The 19,643-nt window shown below is 58.5% G+C and carries 16 protein-coding genes and 4 tRNA genes; 10 read left to right on the plus strand and 10 right to left on the minus strand.

What is annotated here, in order from left to right; all coding sequences use genetic code 11:
• Window positions 1-139: 139 nt before the first annotated feature.
• The 4 genes from CKW23_RS09400 to CKW23_RS09415 all read left to right on the plus strand — a co-directional run bounded on the left by CKW23_RS09400 (window position 140) and on the right by CKW23_RS09415 (window position 6,174).
• Complete coding sequence (locus CKW23_RS09400) at window positions 140-1,162, plus strand: alpha/beta hydrolase (RefSeq protein WP_025261249.1); 1,023 nt, start codon at window positions 140-142, stop codon at window positions 1,160-1,162.
• A gap of 64 nt (window positions 1,163-1,226) precedes the next feature.
• The gene (locus CKW23_RS09405; protein ID WP_025261250.1) at window positions 1,227-2,654 is read left to right on the plus strand and encodes a mechanosensitive ion channel family protein; all 1,428 of its coding nucleotides are present in this window, start codon (window positions 1,227-1,229) and stop codon (window positions 2,652-2,654) included.
• Window positions 2,655-2,896: 242 nt separating this feature from the next.
• A complete protein-coding gene (locus tag CKW23_RS09410) occupies window positions 2,897-3,301 on the plus strand; it encodes an AraC family transcriptional regulator (RefSeq protein WP_038400551.1) in 405 nt (134 codons plus the stop codon).
• 98 nt (window positions 3,302-3,399) lie between these two features.
• The gene (locus CKW23_RS09415) at window positions 3,400-6,174 is read left to right on the plus strand and encodes a winged helix-turn-helix domain-containing protein (RefSeq protein WP_095067477.1); all 2,775 of its coding nucleotides are present in this window, start codon (window positions 3,400-3,402) and stop codon (window positions 6,172-6,174) included.
• Here CKW23_RS09415 and CKW23_RS09420 read toward each other — a convergent pair.
• Together CKW23_RS09420 and CKW23_RS09425 are read right to left on the minus strand one after the other, a co-directional pair.
• Window positions 6,154-7,623: a winged helix-turn-helix domain-containing protein gene (locus tag CKW23_RS09420; protein ID WP_095067478.1), complete on the minus strand. Its 1,470-nt coding sequence runs from the start codon at window positions 7,621-7,623 to the stop codon at window positions 6,154-6,156. The two genes, CKW23_RS09415 and CKW23_RS09420, sit on opposite strands and share 21 nt — an antisense overlap.
• Before the next feature lie 154 nt (window positions 7,624-7,777).
• The gene (locus CKW23_RS09425; RefSeq protein ID WP_025261254.1) at window positions 7,778-8,728 is read right to left on the minus strand and encodes a GlxA family transcriptional regulator; all 951 of its coding nucleotides are present in this window, start codon (window positions 8,726-8,728) and stop codon (window positions 7,778-7,780) included.
• Window positions 8,729-8,931: 203 nt separating this feature from the next.
• On the opposite strand from CKW23_RS09425, the gene CKW23_RS09430 reads away from it, so the two are divergent.
• Window positions 8,932-9,654: a pirin family protein gene (locus CKW23_RS09430; protein ID WP_025261255.1), complete on the plus strand. Its 723-nt coding sequence runs from the start codon at window positions 8,932-8,934 to the stop codon at window positions 9,652-9,654.
• Between the two features lie 116 nt (window positions 9,655-9,770).
• On the opposite strand, the gene CKW23_RS09435 is transcribed toward CKW23_RS09430, so the two are convergent.
• The 4 genes from CKW23_RS09435 to CKW23_RS09450 all read right to left on the minus strand — a co-directional run bounded on the left by CKW23_RS09435 (window position 9,771) and on the right by CKW23_RS09450 (window position 10,184).
• Window positions 9,771-9,846: transfer RNA gene (locus CKW23_RS09435), tRNA-Gly, on the minus strand.
• A 2-nt stretch (window positions 9,847-9,848) separates the two neighbouring features.
• Window positions 9,849-9,924: transfer RNA gene (locus CKW23_RS09440), tRNA-Glu, on the minus strand.
• Window positions 9,925-10,028: 104 nt separating this feature from the next.
• Window positions 10,029-10,104: transfer RNA gene (locus tag CKW23_RS09445), tRNA-Gly, on the minus strand.
• A 4-nt stretch (window positions 10,105-10,108) separates the two neighbouring features.
• Window positions 10,109-10,184, minus strand: a tRNA-Glu gene (locus CKW23_RS09450).
• Between the two features lie 285 nt (window positions 10,185-10,469).
• Between CKW23_RS09450 and CKW23_RS09455 the strand changes: the two genes are divergently transcribed.
• A complete protein-coding gene (locus CKW23_RS09455) occupies window positions 10,470-11,228 on the plus strand; it encodes a hypothetical protein (protein WP_074568815.1) in 759 nt (252 codons plus the stop codon).
• Window positions 11,229-11,279: 51 nt separating this feature from the next.
• Here CKW23_RS09455 and CKW23_RS09460 read toward each other — a convergent pair whose 3' ends face one another.
• Together CKW23_RS09460 and CKW23_RS09465 are read right to left on the minus strand one after the other, a co-directional pair.
• Window positions 11,280-11,762 (minus strand): GAF domain-containing protein, encoded by a 483-nt coding sequence (locus tag CKW23_RS09460; protein ID WP_095067479.1) that lies wholly within the window; start codon window positions 11,760-11,762, stop codon window positions 11,280-11,282.
• Complete coding sequence (locus CKW23_RS09465; RefSeq protein ID WP_025261258.1) at window positions 11,759-12,649, minus strand: ATP-binding protein; 891 nt, start codon at window positions 12,647-12,649, stop codon at window positions 11,759-11,761. Before CKW23_RS09465 ends, CKW23_RS09460 begins: the two co-directional genes overlap by 4 nt.
• Window positions 12,650-12,736: 87 nt before the next feature.
• On the opposite strand from CKW23_RS09465, the gene CKW23_RS09470 reads away from it, so the two are divergent.
• On the plus strand, window positions 12,737-15,097 hold the full coding sequence (locus CKW23_RS09470) for an ATP-binding protein (protein WP_095067480.1): 2,361 nt from the start codon (window positions 12,737-12,739) through the stop codon (window positions 15,095-15,097).
• Here the strand turns inward: CKW23_RS09470 and CKW23_RS09475 are convergent.
• Both CKW23_RS09475 and msrB read right to left on the minus strand, forming a co-directional pair.
• Window positions 15,090-15,575 carry a glutathione peroxidase gene (locus tag CKW23_RS09475; protein WP_025261260.1) on the minus strand — a complete coding sequence of 162 codons (486 nt, stop codon included), beginning with the start codon at window positions 15,573-15,575 and terminating at the stop codon, window positions 15,090-15,092. The two genes, CKW23_RS09470 and CKW23_RS09475, sit on opposite strands and share 8 nt — an antisense overlap.
• Window positions 15,576-15,738: 163 nt before the next feature.
• The gene (gene msrB, locus CKW23_RS09480; RefSeq protein WP_025261261.1) at window positions 15,739-16,134 is read right to left on the minus strand and encodes a peptide-methionine (R)-S-oxide reductase MsrB; all 396 of its coding nucleotides are present in this window, start codon (window positions 16,132-16,134) and stop codon (window positions 15,739-15,741) included.
• 191 nt (window positions 16,135-16,325) lie between these two features.
• On the opposite strand from msrB, the gene CKW23_RS09485 reads away from it, so the two are divergent.
• The 3 genes from CKW23_RS09485 to CKW23_RS09495 all read left to right on the plus strand — a co-directional run bounded on the left by CKW23_RS09485 (window position 16,326) and on the right by CKW23_RS09495 (window position 19,613).
• A complete protein-coding gene (locus CKW23_RS09485; RefSeq protein WP_025261262.1) occupies window positions 16,326-17,537 on the plus strand; it encodes a pyridoxal phosphate-dependent aminotransferase in 1,212 nt (403 codons plus the stop codon).
• A 250-nt stretch (window positions 17,538-17,787) separates the two neighbouring features.
• The gene (htpX, locus tag CKW23_RS09490; RefSeq protein WP_025261263.1) at window positions 17,788-18,675 is read left to right on the plus strand and encodes a protease HtpX; all 888 of its coding nucleotides are present in this window, start codon (window positions 17,788-17,790) and stop codon (window positions 18,673-18,675) included.
• A 170-nt stretch (window positions 18,676-18,845) separates the two neighbouring features.
• Complete coding sequence (locus tag CKW23_RS09495; protein WP_025261264.1) at window positions 18,846-19,613, plus strand: class III extradiol ring-cleavage dioxygenase; 768 nt, start codon at window positions 18,846-18,848, stop codon at window positions 19,611-19,613.
• The last annotated feature ends 30 nt before the right edge of the window (window positions 19,614-19,643 follow it).

Here is a 19,643-nt window from a genome sequence, read left to right on the forward strand (position 1 = left end):
TGGTTGACAGTTAAACGCTTTATAGCCGCTTTTTCGCCTTTCATCACCCTATTAATCTGTGTCCATGGTGCAGACAAGGCCCGAAGCCAGGACTGCCCTTATCCGCCAACCACTTTCGTTTTTCAAAAGGACTGATCCCATGAACACTCTGCAAAAAGCCCTGACCACGACCCTGCTCGCCCTGTCCGTCAATAGTGCCTTTGCCGCTGGCAGCCCTGGCGTCGAACACAACACTCAGGCCTTTCTCGAAGCCCTGGCCGCTGGCGGTGGCAAACCGCTTGAACAACTGAGCCCCAAGGATGCCCGCGCAGTCCTGGCCGGCGCGCAGACCTCGGTCAAGGTGGATCTGTCGGGCGTGGAGGTCAGCGAGCGTTCGATTGATGCCAACGGTCAGAAGATCACCCTCAAGATCGTCCGTCCTGCCAAGATCAAGGGTGACCTGCCGGTGTTCATGTTCTTCCACGGTGGCGGCTGGGTTTTGGGTGACTTCCCGACTCACCAGCGACTGATCCGTGATCTGGTGGTCGGCTCCGGTGCGGTAGCCGTGTATGTGGATTACACGCCATCGCCTGAAGCCCGGTACCCGACAGCAATCAATCAGGCCTATGCCGCAACCCGCTGGGTGGCCGAGCACGGCAAGCAGATCGGCGTCGATGGCAGCCGTCTGGCGGTGGCGGGCAACAGTGTCGGCGGCAATATGGCAGCAGTCGTTGCACTGATGGCCAAGGAACAGAAAACACCGGCGCTGCGCTTCCAGTTGCTGCTGTGGCCGGTCACCGATGCGAACTTCGATAACGGCTCCTACCAGCAGTTTGCCGAAGGTCATTTCCTGACCAAAGGCATGATGAAGTGGTTCTGGGACAACTACACCACCGATGCCGGCCAGCGCGCCCAGATCCATGCCTCGCCTCTGCAAGCCAGCAGCGAACAATTGCGCGGCCTGCCTGCGGCGCTGGTGCAGACCGCCGAGTTCGACGTGCTGCGTGATGAAGGCGAAGCCTATGCCCGCAAGCTGGATGCGGCAGGCGTACCGGTTACGGCGGTGCGCTACAACGGGATGATCCATGACTTCGGCCTGCTCAACCCGCTGAACCAGATCCCTGAAGTCCGCGCCGCGATGCGTCAGGCGGCGAACGAGCTGAAAACCCACCTCGGCAACTGATACCCAGCCCGCCATAACCTGCCCCCAACGGGCAGGTTTCAGCCTGTCATGCCGGAGTCGCACCATGTCCTTTCTGCTGAGCCATCCCCTGCTGTGGAGTGCCCTGTTGCTGCTGGCCGATGTGTCGATCTGGCATCTGTCACCCATCCAGCTTCGAGTGATTCGGGTCGGTATTCGCCTGGGTCTGTTTCTGGCCTTCAGTACGCTTATCATCAATGCCGGTATCAGCCCGTTGCAGGCACCGGCCTGGCCGGATGACAGCGTGCTGCAACTGGGCGCCACGGCACTGGCGATTCTCTGGTGGGTGTACGCAGCCCGTGTGCTGACAGTGTTGATTGGCCTGGCCCTGATGCATCGCATCGGTCATAGCGGACGCCTGCTGCAGGACGTGATTGGCGCGCTGGTGTTTCTGATCGCTGTGGTCGCGGCAGCCGGTTATGTGCTGGATCTGCCCGTCAAAGGGCTTCTGGCAACTTCGGGTGCCGTGGCAATCATTGTCGGTCTGGCGCTGCAAAGCACCTTGAGCGATGTGTTTTCCGGGATCGTGCTTAACACCACCAAGCCCTATCAGGTCGATGACTGGGTCGCGATCGACGGTATCGAAGGCAAGGTGACCGATATCGACTGGCGCGCCACACATTTGCTGACCGGAGCAGGCAGCACGGCCGTCGTGCCCAATTCCGTGGCGGCCAAGGCCAAGATCGTCAACCTGAGCAGGCCGACTCACATGCACGGTGTCTCGATCAGCATTCAGGTGCCGAATCATATCCGCCCGCGCCGTGTGCTTGATGCACTGGATCGTACCTTGCAGGGCAGCAGCAGCCTGTTGCTCTCCCCAGCCCCGAAAGCAGTGCTCAAGGAAGCCGGGGAAAGCATGTCCGAATATGTGGCCAGCGGTTTTATCGCGGACCTGAGCAAGAAAGGCGAAGTGCGTAATCAACTCTTCGACCTCGCGCACCGCCATCTGGAAGCCGCAGGCATCGTCCGTCAGCTCGACGGCAGCAGCGAACCGACGTCCCGTGCCCGCACTCTGCTGGAAGAGGTGAAAGTCTTCCGCTCATTGAGCGAGCCGGAACGCGACCGACTGGCACAACACATGACCGCGCAGCAGTACTCGGCGGGGCAAGTGGTGCTGGATTTCGACGAGGTTGCCGATTACCTGTTCGTGATTGCCACAGGGGTGGTCAGTGCCTCGGTGGCCAACGGCAACGAGCAAGTCGAGGCGGGCCGCATGGGGCCGAGCGAGGTCATGGGCGAGCAAAGCATTCTCGCGGATACACCGTCCGAAGCGCGATTCACGGCAATGACCTCCAGCATCATCTATCGAATCGACAAGAACGTCGCACGTGCCTGTATGGAGCAATCCGGCCAGGTCAATAACGCGCTGCACAAGTTGCAGGCGGTTCGGCAGAAGAACAGTCATTCGGCGCTGCTGGCAAGACCTGCCCAGGTCAAGAAAGGCGGCTTTCTCAGTTGGCTGAAAACTCGCTGAGCGAGTACTGGAAAGCGCAGGCCAGAGCGCTGCGCAAAACCGATAGCGGCTGATCGTCGCCTGCGAAATTAACAACGATTAACTCGTCAGCCCTGTTCCCTCACCCAAGAATGGCGCTCTCTGCGCAGACTTTTGCCCATCGAAAGGTGCTGACAAAACAGCCAACTCATTTGCACCTTCACGCGACAATGGACATTGCCATGACTCAGGTTCCGCAATACCCCTGCTCGATATGCAAAACCATGGACGGCATCAAGCAACAGACAGCCGTCAGCGGCGGCCTGACCCTCTGGCGCGAGCGTCTGGCCAAACAGTTGATCCTCGAAAAACTGGGTGAAAACATCGAAGTCTCCGAACTGGCCCGCGCCTGTGCCTTGTCCAGAAGCTATTTCTCCAGAGCCTTCAAACGCAGCACCGGCCTTTCGCCTCAGGAATGGATTCGCTGCCAGCGCATCGCTCGCGCAAAGTGCCTGATCCAGCACACGGACATGACCTTGACCCAGATAAGTCATGAGTGCGGATTCTGTGATCAATCGCACTTCTCGCATATTTTTTCCCGTACCGAAGGCATCAATCCCTTTACTTGGCGCGGTCATGCGCTAAAGAACACAGATAACAGCAAAGTGTTTGCCGCCAGCGGATTCTGAAATAAGGGCTAGATTGAAAGTCGCATCACGAGCAAGCTCGAGAGCGTACTTGTCTGCCCGAAAAACAGAATCCCAGGCGACACAACAGGAATGAACCCTTGACCCTTCTCACCGAGCCGGCCGTGCATTTCGGCCCTTATCGGATCTACCCGCAGCAACGTCTGGTGCTGGAAGCCGACCGTCCCGTGCGGCTGGGCAGTCGCGCCCTGGATATCCTGTTGATCCTTATCGAACATGCCGGGGATACGGTCAGCAAACAACAACTCATTGCCCATGTCTGGCCCAAGACTGTGGTCGAGGACAGCAATCTGCGCGTACATATGGCTGCGCTGCGCAAAGCGCTGGGCGATGGCCAGGCGGGACAGCGTTATATTGTTACAGTTGCACAACGTGGTTACAGCTTTGTTGCTCCCATCGCCCTGCAACGGGTCGAACACAGGCCAGATGCCCCTATGAAAATCTCGACCAGCCACAATCTGCCCACTCGTCAATCGCGCATCCTGGGACGTGATGCACTGGTAAGCAGGCTGGCAAGCCAACTGCAACAACACCGTTTCATTTCCCTGACCGGCCCCGGCGGCATCGGCAAGACCACCGTCGCCCTGCGGGTTGCGGAGCAGTTGATCGGCCAGTATCGCGATGGCATTCGTCTCATGGACCTGGCGCCCCTGACCGATCCGGCAATGGTCGCGACTCACCTGGCCCTGCTGCTCGACATCGCTATACACGATGACGACCCCATGAGCCATCTTGGCGCCTACCTGCACGATCGCAGGATGCTGCTGGTGATCGACAACTGCGAGCACATGGTCGATACCATTGCCCTGCTGAGCGAAAGCATTCTGCGCAGCGCCCCCGATGTACACATTCTGATCACCAGCCGCGAAAGCCTGCAGGTCGATGGCGAATGGGTCGAGCGCCTGGAACCTCTGGACTGCCCGCCCTTCGAGGGTACGAGCAGCGCCGAAGCCATGAATTTTGCGGCCCTGCAATTGTTCGTCGAACGCGCCATGGCCAGTCAGGAACACTTTGAACTGACCGAAGCCAACCTGCCCATGGCCATTGAGATATGCCAGCGCCTGGAGGGTATTCCCCTGGCCATCGAACTGGCCGCTGCTCAGGTGGGTAACCTGGGTTTCAGCAAACTGCTTGAACACCTGCAAACCAGTTTCCGTCTACACGGCCAAAGCCATCCGGATGGATTGGCTCGCCATCAGACCTTGCGCGCCACGCTGGACTGGAGCTTCCAGATGCTGAGCGCCAGCGAGCAGACGTGCCTGCAACGCCTGAGCATCTTCAAGGACCGCTTCACCCTGGAGTCCGTCATGGCGGTGGTGGTGGATCCGCAGATCAGCCCGCAGGAAGTCCTGGCCATCCTTCCCCAACTGGTCAGCAAGTCGCTGCTCAATGTCGAGTTCGTGGACGACGAGATCCTCTATCACTTGCTGGATACCACCCGCAGCCATGCACTGGAAAAACTGCTCCAGCACGAACAACTGCCCGAGCTTCGCGAACGCCATGCACGGCGCTGCCTCGTGCTCATGCAACAGGCCCAGCAAGACTGGGAGCACATTCCCACTCAGCAGTGGATCGACCGCTATATCTACAGCCTGGAAGACATAAGGACAGCATTGGAGTGGGGATTCAACAGCGCTCACGCGCAGAGGCTGGCCATCGAGCTGGTTGCCAACAGCACACCTCTCTGGCAGGAATTATCGTTGCTCAAAGAACACGACTTCTATGTGCGCAAGGCACTGAGGCTGCTGGAAACCGATCCCCTTGCACCCGCGAAGCTGCTGATCCCCCTGAAGCTGGCACTGGGCAGCATTTCCTTTCATACCCGTAGCGACACGCCCGAAGCGCTGGACGCTTTCATGAGCGCACGGGTACTGGCCGAGCATCACAATGATCTGGCGGGCCAGTTGCAGGCCATTTCAGGAAAGATGATCGTTGACGTGTGTCGCGGTGATTACCTGCAAGCCCTTGAACAGAATCGCCAGTTCAATCGGCTGGGCATGAACACCGATACCTTTATCTGCATGAGCACCCATCGCTTACGGGTTCTGGCGCTGCACTTTTCCGGCGATCAGACCCTGGCACGGCTGAATGCCGAGCAGGTCATTCAGCGCATGGCTCAAAGCGGACATCCTCATCAATTCACGTATGTTTTCGGCGTGCAATACGATCAGAGCGTTGCGGCCCTGACCATTCTGGCGCGCATTCTATGGCTGCAAGGACGTCCCGAGCTTGCGTGGCAGACCGCCCGGCAGGCGCTGGACATTGCCCTGCAGATCAAACATGGAACGTCCATCTGCCACACCCTCTCCCTGGCCGGTTGCGTCATCGCCCTCTACAACGGCGATACCCAGACAGCCACCGAGTTGTTGAAGCTGCTGCGCGACCAGTCGCAAAGGCATTCGGCACTGCTGTTTTATGACTGGGGGCAGCGTTACGCGCAGTTGATGACGTCCCCAGCCACCGAGAACAATTTTGCGGACAGTACCGGGTTCATCAGAGACATCATGATCACCCTGCGTCCAGGCCCGGTCGACGATGCCCTGTTCGAGCGGGCGCAAAGCGGAGCAGCAGGCTGGTGTACATCGGAAATCCTGCGCGCCAGAGCCGACACTCTCCCACCTGAAGACGCCGACACCGCCGAAGCCATACTGCTCAAGGCATTGAGCGTGGCGCAGAAACAGGGTGCCCTGGCCTGGGAACTGCGCAGCGCCACTTCACTCGCCAGGCTCAAGCAGCGTCAGGGCTACAGGCAGCAGGCATACGCTTTGCTGGAGCCTGTGCATGCACGGTTCACCGAAGGCTTCACAACGCCGGACCTGATCGCGGCCCGGCAATTACTCGATCAGTTGCGGTGACGGAGCGCGCGCTACTGCGAAGCGCTCCATACCGAGATAACGTGCAAGACGAGCCTCGTATACTCGCCCGTCACCACTGGCTTGCAGTTTCTCCAGCGCATAAAAACGAGTGGTGCGCAGCAAGTCATAACGCAAGCTGCTACCGCCCTGGCTTATCGACAGCAGCGATTTGTCCACCAATTGCTCCAGCGCCTTGCCGATGCCTTCGGCGTGCAACGAAACACAGCTGCAGACTGCAGTGGCAGCCGACTTCGTGAAGGCCGAACCAAAGACCGCAATACGCTGCAGTACGATTTGCTCGTGCTGGCTCAGTCGCTCGAAACTCCAGTCCAGGGATGCCTTGAAGGTCTGGTGACGCAGGACAGAGGTACGCCGGCCAAAGCCTGGCAAATGAACCCCCTTGTCCAATTGAGCTTGCAAACCCGTCAATCCAAAGACGTCGATTCTCGCAGCCGCCAGCTCGATAGCCAAAGGAATGCCATCGAGCCGTCGACAGATATCAGCCACTGTCGCTACATCCTGTTTATGCAAGACAAAACCTTGCCTGGAAGCCTGAGCACGACGGACAAAAAGCTGCATGGCCGAACAGGCCATGGCGTCACGTGTACCTGAGGATGCAATGGTCAGCGCCGGCAGCCCCAACACGGATTCGCCTCTGGCCTGCAGCGCCTGACGGCTGGTCACCAGAATCGACAGATGGGCACAAGCCGGCAACAGGGTTTCGGCCCAGCGCCGACTGTTTTCAAGCTGATGTTCGCAACCGTCGAAGATCAACAGCGCACGCCGTCCGGCCAGCGTCGAGGCCAGATCAGCCAGAGACGAGTCTCTGCCAAGCCCCAGCGCCGAAGCCATTTGGCCGGCCACCTGCTGCGGGTCATCCAGAACTGAAAAGTCGATAAGCCAGGCACCATCCGGATAATGCCTGAGCAGTGATTCAGCGACCCGGCAGGCCACCGTTGTCTTGCCGATACCGCCAGGTCCGACCAGAGTCATGAGGCGTACTCCCGGCAACTGACGCACGATCCTGCCCACGACTTCATCGCGACCAATCACCGATGTCAGGCGCGCAGGCAGATTGTGCTTCGGCGCATTGATCTGCGGGTTCGCCTCCACCTGCTCGACCCTGGCCACGAAGCAATAACCTCGCAAGGGAACCGTCTCGATAAAGCGCTGCCCCTTCTGCCCGTCTTTCAAGGCTCGACGCAAGGCCGCGACCTGCACACGCAAATTGATATCTTCGACGATAGAGTCGGGCCAGACCTGAGCAATGAGGCTGCTCTTGCTGACAATGCTGCCCGCCTGCCCGATCAGCACCTGAAGGATCTCAAGCGCCCTGCTCCCCACACGCAATGTTTTGTCGCCCTGCATCACCTGACGCTGACGAACATCAAACACATAGGGACCGAAACGCAGCACCGAATCGTTGTGTATATTCTTGAGGCTGTCCATATCCGTTCACACGCCGATAAACCCGGCTATCCGGACCACCGCACGACCCTTGCAAAAGATTCGTGTTTATCTTGGCAGGCAGGAAAACCGGGACAACCGGCACAGGAGGTGCGATACGGTCATTGCGGTGCGCAATACGGACAATGGAGCGTGTTTAGCTGAACTGCTCGCGATACTGGGCTGGCGTCAGCCCGATCTTGCCGCTGAACAGGAAGCGCATGTGCCGCACGCTGCCGAAGCCGCTTTTATAAGCCACGGTCTTGAGTGGCAGCTCTGTGGTTTCCAGCAGGTTCCGGGCGTGATCGATGCGGGCGCTCTGCAGGAAGTCCATGGGCGTCATCCCGACTTCACGGGCAAAGGTGCGAGCAAAGTGCCGGGCACTCATATTGGCGAGACTGGCCATGCGCTCGACGCTGAAGGCCTCATCCAGATGTTCCAGCACGTAGTTCTGTACGCGGGTAACGGGGGTTTCCTGCAAGGCAATGGCAGTCATCAAGGGGCTGAACTGCGCCTGGCCGCCCTGGCGCCTCATCAATACCAGCAGCACCTTGGCCACATCCTGGGCGACCTTCTTGCCATGATCCTGGGCAACTACCGCAAGCGAAAGGTCGATACCGGCAGTGACGCCACCGGAAGTCATGAGATTGCGATCACGGATATAAATCTGATCGGTTTCCACCTGCGCCTTGGGGAAGCGCTTGATGAGCCGGTCCGTGTAATGCCAGTGAGTGGTCACGCGATGTCCGTCGAGCAGACCGGCATCCCCCAGAATGAAGGCTCCGGTACAAATGGAGCCGTAGCAGGAAGACCGGGGCGCGACCTCATTCAGCCAGTTCAACAAAGGCTGATGTCTTTCGTTGTAGGCCCCCGGCCCTCCGGGTATCAGCAGAAGGTCGTAATCCTCCACGGCCTGGTCCATATGCCGGTCAGCCACGATGTTGACGCCGCTGGACGCACGAAGCGCGCCCTGCTCGGTGCCAATGGTCGATATCCGGTAATGCTTGTCGGGCGCCAGATAGCGATTGGCAATGGAAAAAACCTCGATAGGCCCCGCCATATCGAGCAAGAGAAAGTCCGGGAACAGCACCATCGCCACGGTTTTCATAAGTCGCGCATCACTTGAATGAAGACAGACTGCGCATTATGAACAAGATGGCCCGGCTCTGCTGGCTGCCCGACACTGTCAACCAGAGCAGGACAGTCATTCGTTTTTCAGCTACTTATTGCCAGTCTCGATAACCAGTAACCTCTCTCTCACTTGGTCGATACCTGAATTTTCAGCCTCGACATCTGAATGGAGAAAGAATCATGCTGACTCTTCGCAAAGCTTCTGATCGTGGCGCAGCCAACCATGGCTGGCTGAAATCCTTTCACACCTTCTCGTTTGCCAGCTACTACAACCCGCTGGAACAGGGGTTTTCCGATCTGCTGGTGATCAATGACGATCGTGTCGCAGCAGGCAAAGGGTTCGGCCAGCACCCCCATCGCGACATGGAGATTTTCTCCTATGTGCTCGAAGGTGCCCTGGAGCACAAGGACACACTGGGGACCGGCTCGGTCATCCGACCTGGCGACGTGCAACTGATGAGCGCTGGCAGCGGCGTTGCACACAGCGAGTTCAATCACTCGGCAAGCGAGCCGGTGCATTTCCTGCAGATCTGGATTGTGCCGAATGTGGCCGGTGCGCAACCGAGCTATCAGCAGGAACACTTCAGCCCGGAACAGAAACGCGGACGCCTGCAGTTGATCATCTCCCCCGAAGGGAACGATGGCTCTTTGAAAGTCCGTCAGGATGCCAGGGTCTATGCCGGTCTGTTCGACGGTAATGAAACGGCCAGCCTTGAACTGGCAGCCGATCGCCATGCCTACGTACATGTCGCCCGTGGCAGTGTCGTGCTCAATGGTGAGCGTCTCGGGGAAGGTGATGGTGTGCGTCTGCGTGACGAACAGCAGATTCACTTGAGTGAAGGCGTCGATGCCGAAGTACTGGTTTTCGATTTGCGGCCGAACGAACGGCCACAGATGCCTTGAAGACTCTTTCTATATATAGAAAGAAAAAAGCGCGCCTCCTGATGAATGGGAGGCTCGCGAAGGGAAAAAACGCAAAAACAAAAACGCCGCTCAATGAGCGGCGTTCTTGAAGAATATGGAGCGGGAAACGAGACTCGAACTCGCGACCCCGACCTTGGCAAGGTCGTGCTCTACCAACTGAGCTATTCCCGCAATGGCGTCCCCTAGGGGACTCGAACCCCTGTTACCGCCGTGAAAGGGCGGTGTCCTAGGCCACTAGACGAAGGGGACACGCTACCCGGAACACATGGTGTGTGTTCCAGTGTCCAGATCCGTATCCGAAGACTTGGTTCTGGTTTCACTCAACCCTGCCCGAGAGCAGAATTGTATAAAACTGGAGCGGGAAACGAGACTCGAACTCGCGACCCCGACCTTGGCAAGGTCGTGCTCTACCAACTGAGCTATTCCCGCAATATGGCGTCCCCTAGGGGACTCGAACCCCTGTTACCGCCGTGAAAGGGCGGTGTCCTAGGCCACTAGACGAAGGGGACACACGTACAACATTCACTACTTACTGCGCTTTGCTGTGTGCTTTACGCTGTAAGTGGCGCGCATTCTATGGATGGTTTGGCAGGTCGTCAACCCCCTTCTGAAAATTTATTTAAATCAATGACTTCGCCCCTCTTTAAGGTTCACACCGTTGGCCGGAAAACTCTTGTCCCAAGAGAAAATTTAGTTGCAATGTCCGACGGAGGCATCTATGCGCAATAGTGCTTAGCCACTACACTCGCACAATAATTTATGGAAAAAATGAGGTTTGCGCAGTGACACCACTCATGATCACGTTGATGGTAGTAGCTGGTATCGCGCTGCTTATAGCGATTGGCTACCTGAACCATGTCGCTGAAAACAGCAAACTGGACAAGGCTCGTGCAAAGGTAGAACTCAACGACCGACTACGTCGTTGCAGTGAAATCAGCGAGACCTTCCCCGGCCAGCTCATGTCGCCAGCCCTCAAGCTGTTGCTGACCCGCCTGGAGCTCAATGTCGTTCAGCGCATGCTTACGCTGGAAAAAGGCAACGCACAGCTCAAGACCCGTGTGACCGAACTGGAAGAACTGGTGGCACAGGGCGACCGTATCCAGGTCACCAACGCCGTCAGCCCGATCCAGACCGAAGCCAAGGCCAAGGACATTCGCTTTCTATTGGAAGCGCTGCATGGCCAGGTCACTCGCGCCGCTCATGACGGTTTCCTGCCAACCAGCGAAGCCAAACACTGGATTCGCGAAATCCGCACCATCCTGGTGAACCTGCATATCGAGTTCTTCAATAACCTCGGCCAGCTTGCGCTCTCTCAAGATCAGCCAGGTCAAGCCCGCCTGGCATTCGAGCGCGGCGTGCAGTACCTGCGCAACCAGCCGGACCCTGTGACCTATCAACAACAGTTGCAGGCCATGGAAAAACAACTGGCACGCGCCAACTCCATGGTGCTGACCAATACAGCGCCTACCGATGATGATGACAACGCCCTGACCGAAGGCCTGAAGGCCGACGAAGTCGAATCGGAATGGAAGAAGAAGGTCATCTACGATTGATGACCGCACCGCCGTTGCGCTGCACTGCGCAACGGCGGACAGGCTCCCGGTTCAGCAGTCGGTGGACGCCAGAAAGATAGCCGCCAGACGCTCGATCCCCTCCTGATCCTCCTCCTTGAATCGCCCGACTTGCGGGCTGTCCAGATCCAGCACGCCGATCAGACGCCCTTCCTTTATCAACGGAATGACCAGCTCGCTATTGGAAGCGCTGTCGCAGGCGATGTGCCCGGCAAAGGTATGGACATCTTCCACCCGCTGGGTTTGCCGGCTTTGGGCGGCAGCACCGCACACACCACGCCCAAACGGGATGCGCACACAGGCGACCTGCCCCTGAAACGGCCCGAGCACCAGCTCTTCGTTGCGATTCAGATAAAAGCCCGCCCAGTTCAAATCCGTTATCTGGGTATAGAGAAACGCAGAAAACTGCGCGGCGTTGGCAATGAAGTCACGCTCATCGGCCAGCAGCGCCTGTAACTGTGCCGCCAGCAGGTCATAACCTTCCTGGCCCGCACCCACGTCTTGCAAATCGATCATGCCTGTTGCTCCAACAATTTCAGGCCTACCCAGTAACGCGCAAACTGGTAGGCACAACGACCATTACGATTACCCCGCCCGGTCGCCCAACGGACAGCCGCCTTGTCCAGCTCTTCATCGCGCTGCCAGGTCAGGCCGGCCTTCTGCGCCAGCTGGGTAATCCAGTGTTCCACGACATTCAGGAAGTGCTCCTGAGTGAACGGATAGAAAGACAGCCACAAGCCGAAGCGGTCCGACAGCGCGATCTTGTCTTCCACCGCCTCGCTGGGGTGCAGCTCGCCTTCTACATGCTTCCAGTTTTCGTTATCGCTCTCCTTCTCCGGCACCAGATGGCGACGGTTGGAGGTTGCATAGAGCAGCACATTATCCGGTGCCTGCTCGAGCGAGCCATCGAGCACGCTCTTGAGTACGCGATAGTCACCTTCCCCCGACTCGAAGGAAAGATCGTCGCAGAACAACACAAAGCGCTGGGGAAGTTTCTGCAGTTGCTCGACCACTCGCGGCAGGTCACCCAGATGGTCGCGTTCGATTTCGATCAGGCGCAGGCCTGCACCGGCATACTCAGCCAGCAAGGCCCGAATCAGCGAAGACTTGCCGGTACCACGCGAGCCCCACAGCAACGCATGGTTGGCAGGCAGGCCATCGATGAACTGGCGAGTATTGCGTCCCAACTGGTCCCGCTGCCGATCGACACCGATCAGGTCCGACAGGCGCATGTCCAGGCTGACTTCAAGGGGCAGCAGATAACCGCTGCGCCCTTCTCGCACCCAACGCGCCGCCAGAGTCGCGGACCAGTCCAGCGGCTCGCGAACGGCAGGCAACAAGGGCTCCAGACGAGTCAGCACGGCATCGGCGCGCTCCAGAAAAGCCATCAACCGAGAATCCACGAAACCTCCTTATATTTAACTGATTAACCACAAGGCCCGATCGGCTATGCTTGCCCCGCAATGGGCATCAGAAGTGACTGAACTTCCATGGATATATCGTTCACCAACAGGCTGTCGTTCAAGCAAGCCAGAATGGCCGTCCTGATCGGTTTCATTCTTGGAACCCTGCTCAGTCTGCTCCAGATTGCCCTCGATTATGCCAGCGAAGATGCTTCCATCGATCGTGAAATTGGCTCTCTGATGGAAATCAGCCATAACCCGGCATCGCGCATGGCGTACAACATCGACGCCGAACTGGCTCAGGAGCTGACCCTGGGCCTGCTGCACTCCCCCGCCGTGGTCAGCGCCAGACTGACCGACAACAACAATATGGTGCTCTCCAGCGTCGAACGTCCCATGGCCACCGGACGCTATCGGGTACTCAGCGACTGGCTGTTCGGAGAAAGCCGGCATTTCGAAGAAGTCCTGCATCTGGACCATATGCCCACCGAGGTCATCGGCACCCTGAGCCTGACCGTCGACACCTTCGCCTTTGGCAGCCACTTCCTGCAGCGTGCCGAGATCACCCTGCTCAATGGCTTCGTGCGCAGTCTGGTGCTGGCCGGGATCCTGACCATGCTGTTCTACGCGACCCTGACCAAGCCGCTGGTGAACCTGATCCGGGATTTGAGCCGTCACGATCCGCGCAGCCCGATCCAGAAAAAAATGACCTGCCCGCCCAATCATGAAAACGATGAAATCGGCGTACTGGTCAAGACGTTCAACCTGCATATCGAAACCATGAGCACCGAGTTCGCCAGACGTCGCGAGGCAGAGGACCGGCTTACCAATCACCTGAACGAACTGGAAAACATCGTTTCGGCACGCACCAACGAACTCAAGGCCAGCAACATTCGCCTCAGCCAGTCCAACGAGGAATTGCAGATCGCCCGCAGCACTGCCCTGGACATGGCCAACGCCCGCACGGCCTTCCTGGCGAACATGAGCCATGAGATCCGCACACCGCTCAATGGATTGCTGGGCATGCTGGCCCTGTCACTGGACGGTCCACTCAGTGCCGAGCAACGCCAGCAACTGATGATTGCCCATGACTCGGGCAAAGTGCTGGTGGAACTGCTCAACGATATTCTCGACATGTCCAAGTTCAACGCAGGACAACTGGAAATCGAGCGCATCCCTTTCGATCTGGGCATGCTGGTCGAAGACACTGCCAACCTGCTCTCGCAGAACGCGGCCCCCAGCGTGGAACTGACCTGTCTGATTGCTCCGGACTTTCCACCACTGGTGATCGGCGACCCCACGCGGGTCCGGCAGATCGTCAGCAACCTGCTCTCCAATGCGCTCAAGTTCACCCGTTTCGGGCGCGTGGATGTGCGCCTTTCCTGCGCGCAGGATTCTGAAACCGGTGAAAACCGGGTGCGAATCGAAGTCCGGGACACTGGAATCGGCATCCCCAAGGAAGCCCAGGAGCGGATCTTCCAGCCTTTCACCCAAGCCGAAGCAGCGATCACCCGGCAATTTGGTGGCACGGGGCTGGGCCTTTCCCTGACTCACAACCTGTGCGAAGCCATGAATGGCCGCCTGAGCATCCAGTCCCAGTCAGGCCTGGGCAGCCTGTTCTGCGCCGAACTGCCGTTGCCGGTACATCTGAAAGCGCTGACACCACCCGCGCTCAAGGGGCGTGTGACCGTGATCAGCAAGGCGGGCAGCGGTCTGGTGGAACTGCTTGGCACCCTGCTGCCCAGTTGGGGAGTCGCCTTTACTCGCCGGGGCATCGATGACCGGACCTGCGAGCAGGAACTCGACCCCGATACCGACCTGGTGATTACCGATTGCCCGGAATGCCTGTTCTCGATTCGCCCGACCACACAAGTGCCCATCCTGCTGGTCACGGCCTATGGCAACTTCATGCCCGTCGAACAGGTCAGCGCCCTGGCCCCCTTGCAGCAGCAGGCTCGACCGCTGGCCCGTAACGCGCTCTACAACACCTTGCGCCGCGCCCTGCACATGGAAGAACCCGGGATAAGCGAAACCTCTCCCGAGGAACTGGCGACCCAGCGCCCGGCACGCATCCTTCTGGTGGAAGACAACCCGGTCAATCAACTGGTCGCCAAAGGCATGCTCAGCAAGCTGGGCTGTGAAGTGATTGTCAGCGCCCATGGCGCAGAGGCCATCGAGCAACTGGAGCACAGCAACTTCGATCTGGTCCTGATGGACTGCAACATGCCGGTCATGGACGGTTACGAGGCCAGCCGCCAGATCCGCAGCAGCGGACGCTGGCCCGGCCTGCCTATCGTCGCCCTGACCGCCAATGCCATGCCCGAAGAGCGCGAACGTTGCAGGGCGGCCGGCATGAACGACTATCTGGCCAAGCCGTTCCGCCGAGCAGAACTGGTCAGCATGCTGGACCAGTGGATTGCGCTCACACCGAGCAACCGCGCTATTTGAGCAAGGCCTCGATCTCGCCGGTCAGCTCTTCAGGCTTGGTGCGTGGGGAAAAACGTTTGACCAGTTTCCCCTCCTTGTCGACCAGAAACTTGGTGAAGTTCCACTTGATGCCCTGGGACCCCAGAATGCCCGGCGCCCGTTTCTTCAACTGCACGAACAGCGGATGGGCGTTACCGCCATTGACGTCGACTTTCTTGAACAACGGGAAGCTGACGCCGTAGTTCAATTCGCAGAACTCCGAGATAGCACCTTCATTGCCGGGTTCCTGCTTGCCGAACTGGTTGCAGGGAAAGCCCAGGACCACCAGCCCGCGATCGCGGTATTGCTGCCATAGCGCTTCCAGCCCCTTGTATTGCGGGGTGAAACCACACTTGCTTGCCGTATTGACCACCAGCACCGCCTTGCCGGCGAAATCGGCCAGGGTCTTCTGCTCGCCCTTGATCGTGGTGCAAGGAATGCTCAACAGGTTCTCGCTCATGACGATGCCTCAAAAATGAATATTGACGTCGGGGTCTGCTGCCACGTTCTCATGGCAGAGCCGGTAACAAAACAGCAACAGACCCTAGCGTGCAATTGAATGGCCTGCGCATTCAATTTCCTCTGTTGATAGAGGCCAATAAGCCAGACCACGCCAATGACGGCTAAACCCGTGGCACCAGATCCAGGCACACCGAATTGATGCAGTAACGCTGGCCGGTGGGTGGCGGACCATCGGGAAATACATGCCCCAGGTGGGCGTCGCACCTGGCGCACACCACTTCGGTGCGAATCATCCCGTGGCTGATGTCCCGCACTTCGACCACCGCACTGCCTTCTATCGGCGCGTAGAAACTCGGCCAGCCACAGCCGGAATCGAACTTGGTGGTGGAATCGAACAGCGCTTCGTTACAGCACACACAATGATAGACACCTTCGGTCTTCGTGCCGTTGTACTTGCCGGTAAAGGGGCGTTCGGTCGCTTTCAGGCGACAGACGTTGTACTGCTCTGGATCGAGCATTTGCTTCCACTCTTCGAGCGTCTTGTGCAACTTGTCCACAGGTACACCTCCGAATCCGAAAAAGCCCGATCTGTGTCTTTTCCACGGATCGGGTGGCACGTATGATTGCGCCTCATCAGATGTCAGTCTGTCACCCGCGTTTGTCGCATACAAACCCATTTTCATCGGGTCATGTCCAGCGACCTTCGTTGCAAGCCAGCAACAACTCGTCCATTTTCGGGATCAATCACATGCAGTTCAGCAAATCGAACAAGCTCGCAAACGTCTGTTATGACATTCGCGGGCCAGTGCTCAAGCACGCCAAACGCCTGGAAGAGGAAGGCCATCGCATCCTCAAGCTGAATATCGGCAACCCGGCACCGTTTGGTTTCGAGGCGCCGGACGAGATCCTGCAAGACGTGATCCGCAACCTGCCGACCGCTCAGGGCTACAGCGATTCCAAGGGCCTGTTCAGCGCCCGCAAGGCCGTGATGCAGTACTACCAGCAGAAGCAGGTCGACGGCATCGGCATCGAAGACATCTACCTGGGCAACGGCGTCTCCGAACTGATCGTGATGTCGATGCAGGCGCTGCTCAACAACGGCGACGAAGTCCTGATCCCGGCCCCGGACTATCCGCTCTGGACTGCCGCTGTCAGCCTGGCAGGCGGCAACCCGGTGCATTACCTGTGCGACGAGCAGGCCAACTGGTGGCCTGATCTGCAGGATATCAAGGCCAAGATCACGCCGAACACCAAGGCCATGGTGATCATCAACCCGAACAACCCCACCGGCGCCGTGTATTCAAAGGAAGTGCTGCTGGGCATGCTGGAACTGGCCCGCCAGCACAATCTGGTGGTGTTCTCGGACGAAATCTACGACAAGATCCTCTACGACGAAGCCGTACACATCAGCACCGCCTCCCTTGCGCCAGACCTGCTGTGCCTGACCTTCAACGGGCTGTCCAAGTCCTACCGCGTTGCGGGCTTCCGCTCCGGCTGGGTCGCCATTTCCGGCCCCAAGCACAATGCCCAGAGCTACATCGAAGGCATCGACATCCTGGCCAACATGCGCCTGTGCGCCAACGTACCCAGCCAGCACGCTATCCAGACCGCATTGGGCGGCTACCAGAGCATCAACGACCTGGTTCTGCCTCAGGGACGCCTGCTGGAGCAACGCAACCGTACCTGGGAACTGCTCAACGACATTCCCGGCGTAAGCTGCGTCAAGCCCATGGGTGCGCTGTACGCCTTCCCGCGTATCGACCCGAAGGTCTGCCCGATCCACAACGACGAAAAATTCGTCCTCGACCTGCTGCTTTCGGAAAAGCTGCTCGTTGTGCAAGGCACCGCATTCAACTGGCCATGGCCTGACCACTTCCGCGTGGTGACATTGCCGCGTGTCGACGACCTGGAACAGGCCATCGGACGCATCGGCAACTTCGTCAAAGGCTACAAGCAATAAACCCACAGAGCGCCCTGCCCCGACTCCGATTCGGGGCAGTTCCTGCAATACCTCCCCGCCTTCTCACATTCCTCTCAAGCCCCCCAGGACGCCCGCAGCCATGGCTCAGGTGCCGTTCAGGTTGGGAGGATTAACATCGAATACGACAAGAGGACACAGTTTGAAATAGTCCCTCTGTTGAATAGCAGCGGGCATCACCTTATATACCCGGCATCACGTTGCATTTATTCCCCAGGAGAACGTTTCGACCATGATGCGCATTTTGCTGTTTTTGGCCACTAACCTTGCGGTCGTGCTGATTGCCAGCATTACCTTGAGCCTTTTTGGCTTCAATGGGTTCATGGCGGCCAATGGGGTTGATCTCAACCTCAATCAGCTGCTGGTCTTCTGCGCCGTGTTCGGTTTCGCCGGCTCGCTGTTCTCGCTGCTCATCTCCAAGTGGTCGGCAAAAATGAGCACCGGCACGCAGATCATTACCCAGCCTCGCACTCGCCATGAGCAATGGTTGCTGCAGACCGTGGAGCAACTGTCCAGGGAAGCCGGTATCAAAATGCCGGAAGTCGGTATTTTCCCGGCCTACGAGGCCAACGCCTTCGCCACGGGCTGGAACAAGAACGACGCTCTGGTTGCAGTGAGCCAGGGTTTGCTGGAGCGCTTCTCGCCCGACGAAGTCAAGGCAGTACTGGCCCACGAAATCGGTCACGTCGCCAATGGCGACATGGTGACACTGGCACTGGTACAGGGCGTGGTGAACACCTTCGTCATGTTCTTTGCGAGGATCATCGGCAACTTCGTCGACAAGGTGATCTTCAAGACTGAAAACGGTCAGGGTATCGCTTACTACATCACCACGATCTTCGCTGAACTGGTCCTGGGTTTCCTGGCCAGCGCCATCGTGATGTGGTTCTCGCGCAAACGCGAATACCGGGCTGACGAAGCCGGCGCCCGACTGGCCGGCACCAGCGCAATGATTGGCGCACTGCAACGCCTGCGCTCCGAACAAGGCGTACCGGTCAACATGCCGAGCACCATGAGCGCATTCGGCATCAACGGTGGCCTCAAGCACGGTCTGGCTGGCCTGTTCATGAGCCACCCGCCACTGGAAGAGCGTATCGAGGCGCTGCGCCGTCGCGGTTGATCCAGAGCTGTAACCGGAAGGGCGACGCGAGTCGCCCTTTTTTGTGCCTGCCTGATTGACGCCCCGGCAACGCTTCAGGAATTTCGATCAGAATACCTAAGAACTTATATTGGATTCCGATCAATGCCCTGCCCCAAGATAAGCGCATCCCAGACACTCAGGACCTCATCATGTTTCCCAGCCTGTTCATCTCCCACGGCTCGCCCATGCTGGCCCTGGAACCCGGCGAAAGCGGTCCGGCGCTGGCCCGCCTGGCGAGTGAAATGCCTGCCCCCAAGGCCATCGTGATTGTTTCAGCCCATTGGGAAAGCAACGAGCTGATCGTCAATGGCAACCCGCAACCGGAAACCTGGCATGACTTCGGCGGCTTCCCGGCCGCTCTGTTCGCCGTCCAATATCCTGCAAGGGGTTTGCCGAAGCTGACCGCTGAAGTGGTCGAACTGCTGGCCGCAAACGGATTGCCCGCCCGAACAGACAGCCGACGCCCTTTTGACCACGGCGTGTGGGTACCACTGTCGTTGATGTATCCACAAGCCGATATCCCGGTGGTGCAGGTTTCCCTGCCAAGCCGCCAGGGCCCTGCCCTGCAGACTCGCGTCGGCCAGGCACTCGCCAGCCTGCGCGAACAGGGCGTGCTGATCATAGGCTCCGGCAGTATTACCCATAACCTGCGCGAACTGGACTGGAATGCCGGCCCTGAAAGTATCGAGCCCTGGGCGAAAGCATTTCGAGACTGGATGATCGAACGGCTGGAAAGCAACGACGAGTCTGCACTGCACAATTACCGGACCCTGGCACCCCATGCCGTGCGCAGCCATCCGAGCGATGAGCACCTGTTGCCCCTGTATTTCGCTCGCGGAGCTGGCGGCAAATTCAGCATTGCGTATCAGGGCTTCACCATGGGCGCACTGGGCATGGATATCTACCGCTTCGACTGAGCAAATCCCGAGCAAAAAAAATCCCCGAAC

Source organism: Pseudomonas sp. Irchel 3A18 (assembly GCF_900187465.1).
In the GTDB taxonomy this organism is placed as follows: Bacteria; Pseudomonadota; Gammaproteobacteria; order Pseudomonadales; family Pseudomonadaceae; genus Aquipseudomonas; species Aquipseudomonas cichorii.

Excerpts from the sequence above, each read along its gene's own strand:
- CKW23_RS09400 (WP_025261249.1), top strand. The coding sequence starts at position 140 with ATGAACACTCTGCAAAAAGCCCTGACCACGACCCTGCTCGCCCTGTCC.
- CKW23_RS09405 (WP_025261250.1), top strand. The coding sequence starts at position 1,227 with ATGTCCTTTCTGCTGAGCCATCCCCTGCTGTGGAGTGCCCTGTTGCTG.
- CKW23_RS09410 (WP_038400551.1), top strand. The coding sequence starts at position 2,897 with ATGGACGGCATCAAGCAACAGACAGCCGTCAGCGGCGGCCTGACCCTC.
- CKW23_RS09420 (WP_095067478.1), bottom strand. The coding sequence starts at position 7,623 with ATGGACAGCCTCAAGAATATACACAACGATTCGGTGCTGCGTTTCGGT.
- CKW23_RS09425 (WP_025261254.1), bottom strand. The coding sequence starts at position 8,728 with ATGAAAACCGTGGCGATGGTGCTGTTCCCGGACTTTCTCTTGCTCGAT.
- CKW23_RS09430 (WP_025261255.1), top strand. The coding sequence starts at position 8,932 with ATGCTGACTCTTCGCAAAGCTTCTGATCGTGGCGCAGCCAACCATGGC.
- CKW23_RS09455 (WP_074568815.1), top strand. The coding sequence starts at position 10,470 with ATGATCACGTTGATGGTAGTAGCTGGTATCGCGCTGCTTATAGCGATT.
- CKW23_RS09460 (WP_095067479.1), bottom strand. The coding sequence starts at position 11,762 with ATGATCGATTTGCAAGACGTGGGTGCGGGCCAGGAAGGTTATGACCTG.
- CKW23_RS09470 (WP_095067480.1), top strand. The coding sequence starts at position 12,737 with ATGGATATATCGTTCACCAACAGGCTGTCGTTCAAGCAAGCCAGAATG.
- CKW23_RS09475 (WP_025261260.1), bottom strand. The coding sequence starts at position 15,575 with ATGAGCGAGAACCTGTTGAGCATTCCTTGCACCACGATCAAGGGCGAG.
- CKW23_RS09485 (WP_025261262.1), top strand. The coding sequence starts at position 16,326 with ATGCAGTTCAGCAAATCGAACAAGCTCGCAAACGTCTGTTATGACATT.
- htpX (WP_025261263.1), top strand. The coding sequence starts at position 17,788 with ATGATGCGCATTTTGCTGTTTTTGGCCACTAACCTTGCGGTCGTGCTG.
- CKW23_RS09495 (WP_025261264.1), top strand. The coding sequence starts at position 18,846 with ATGTTTCCCAGCCTGTTCATCTCCCACGGCTCGCCCATGCTGGCCCTG.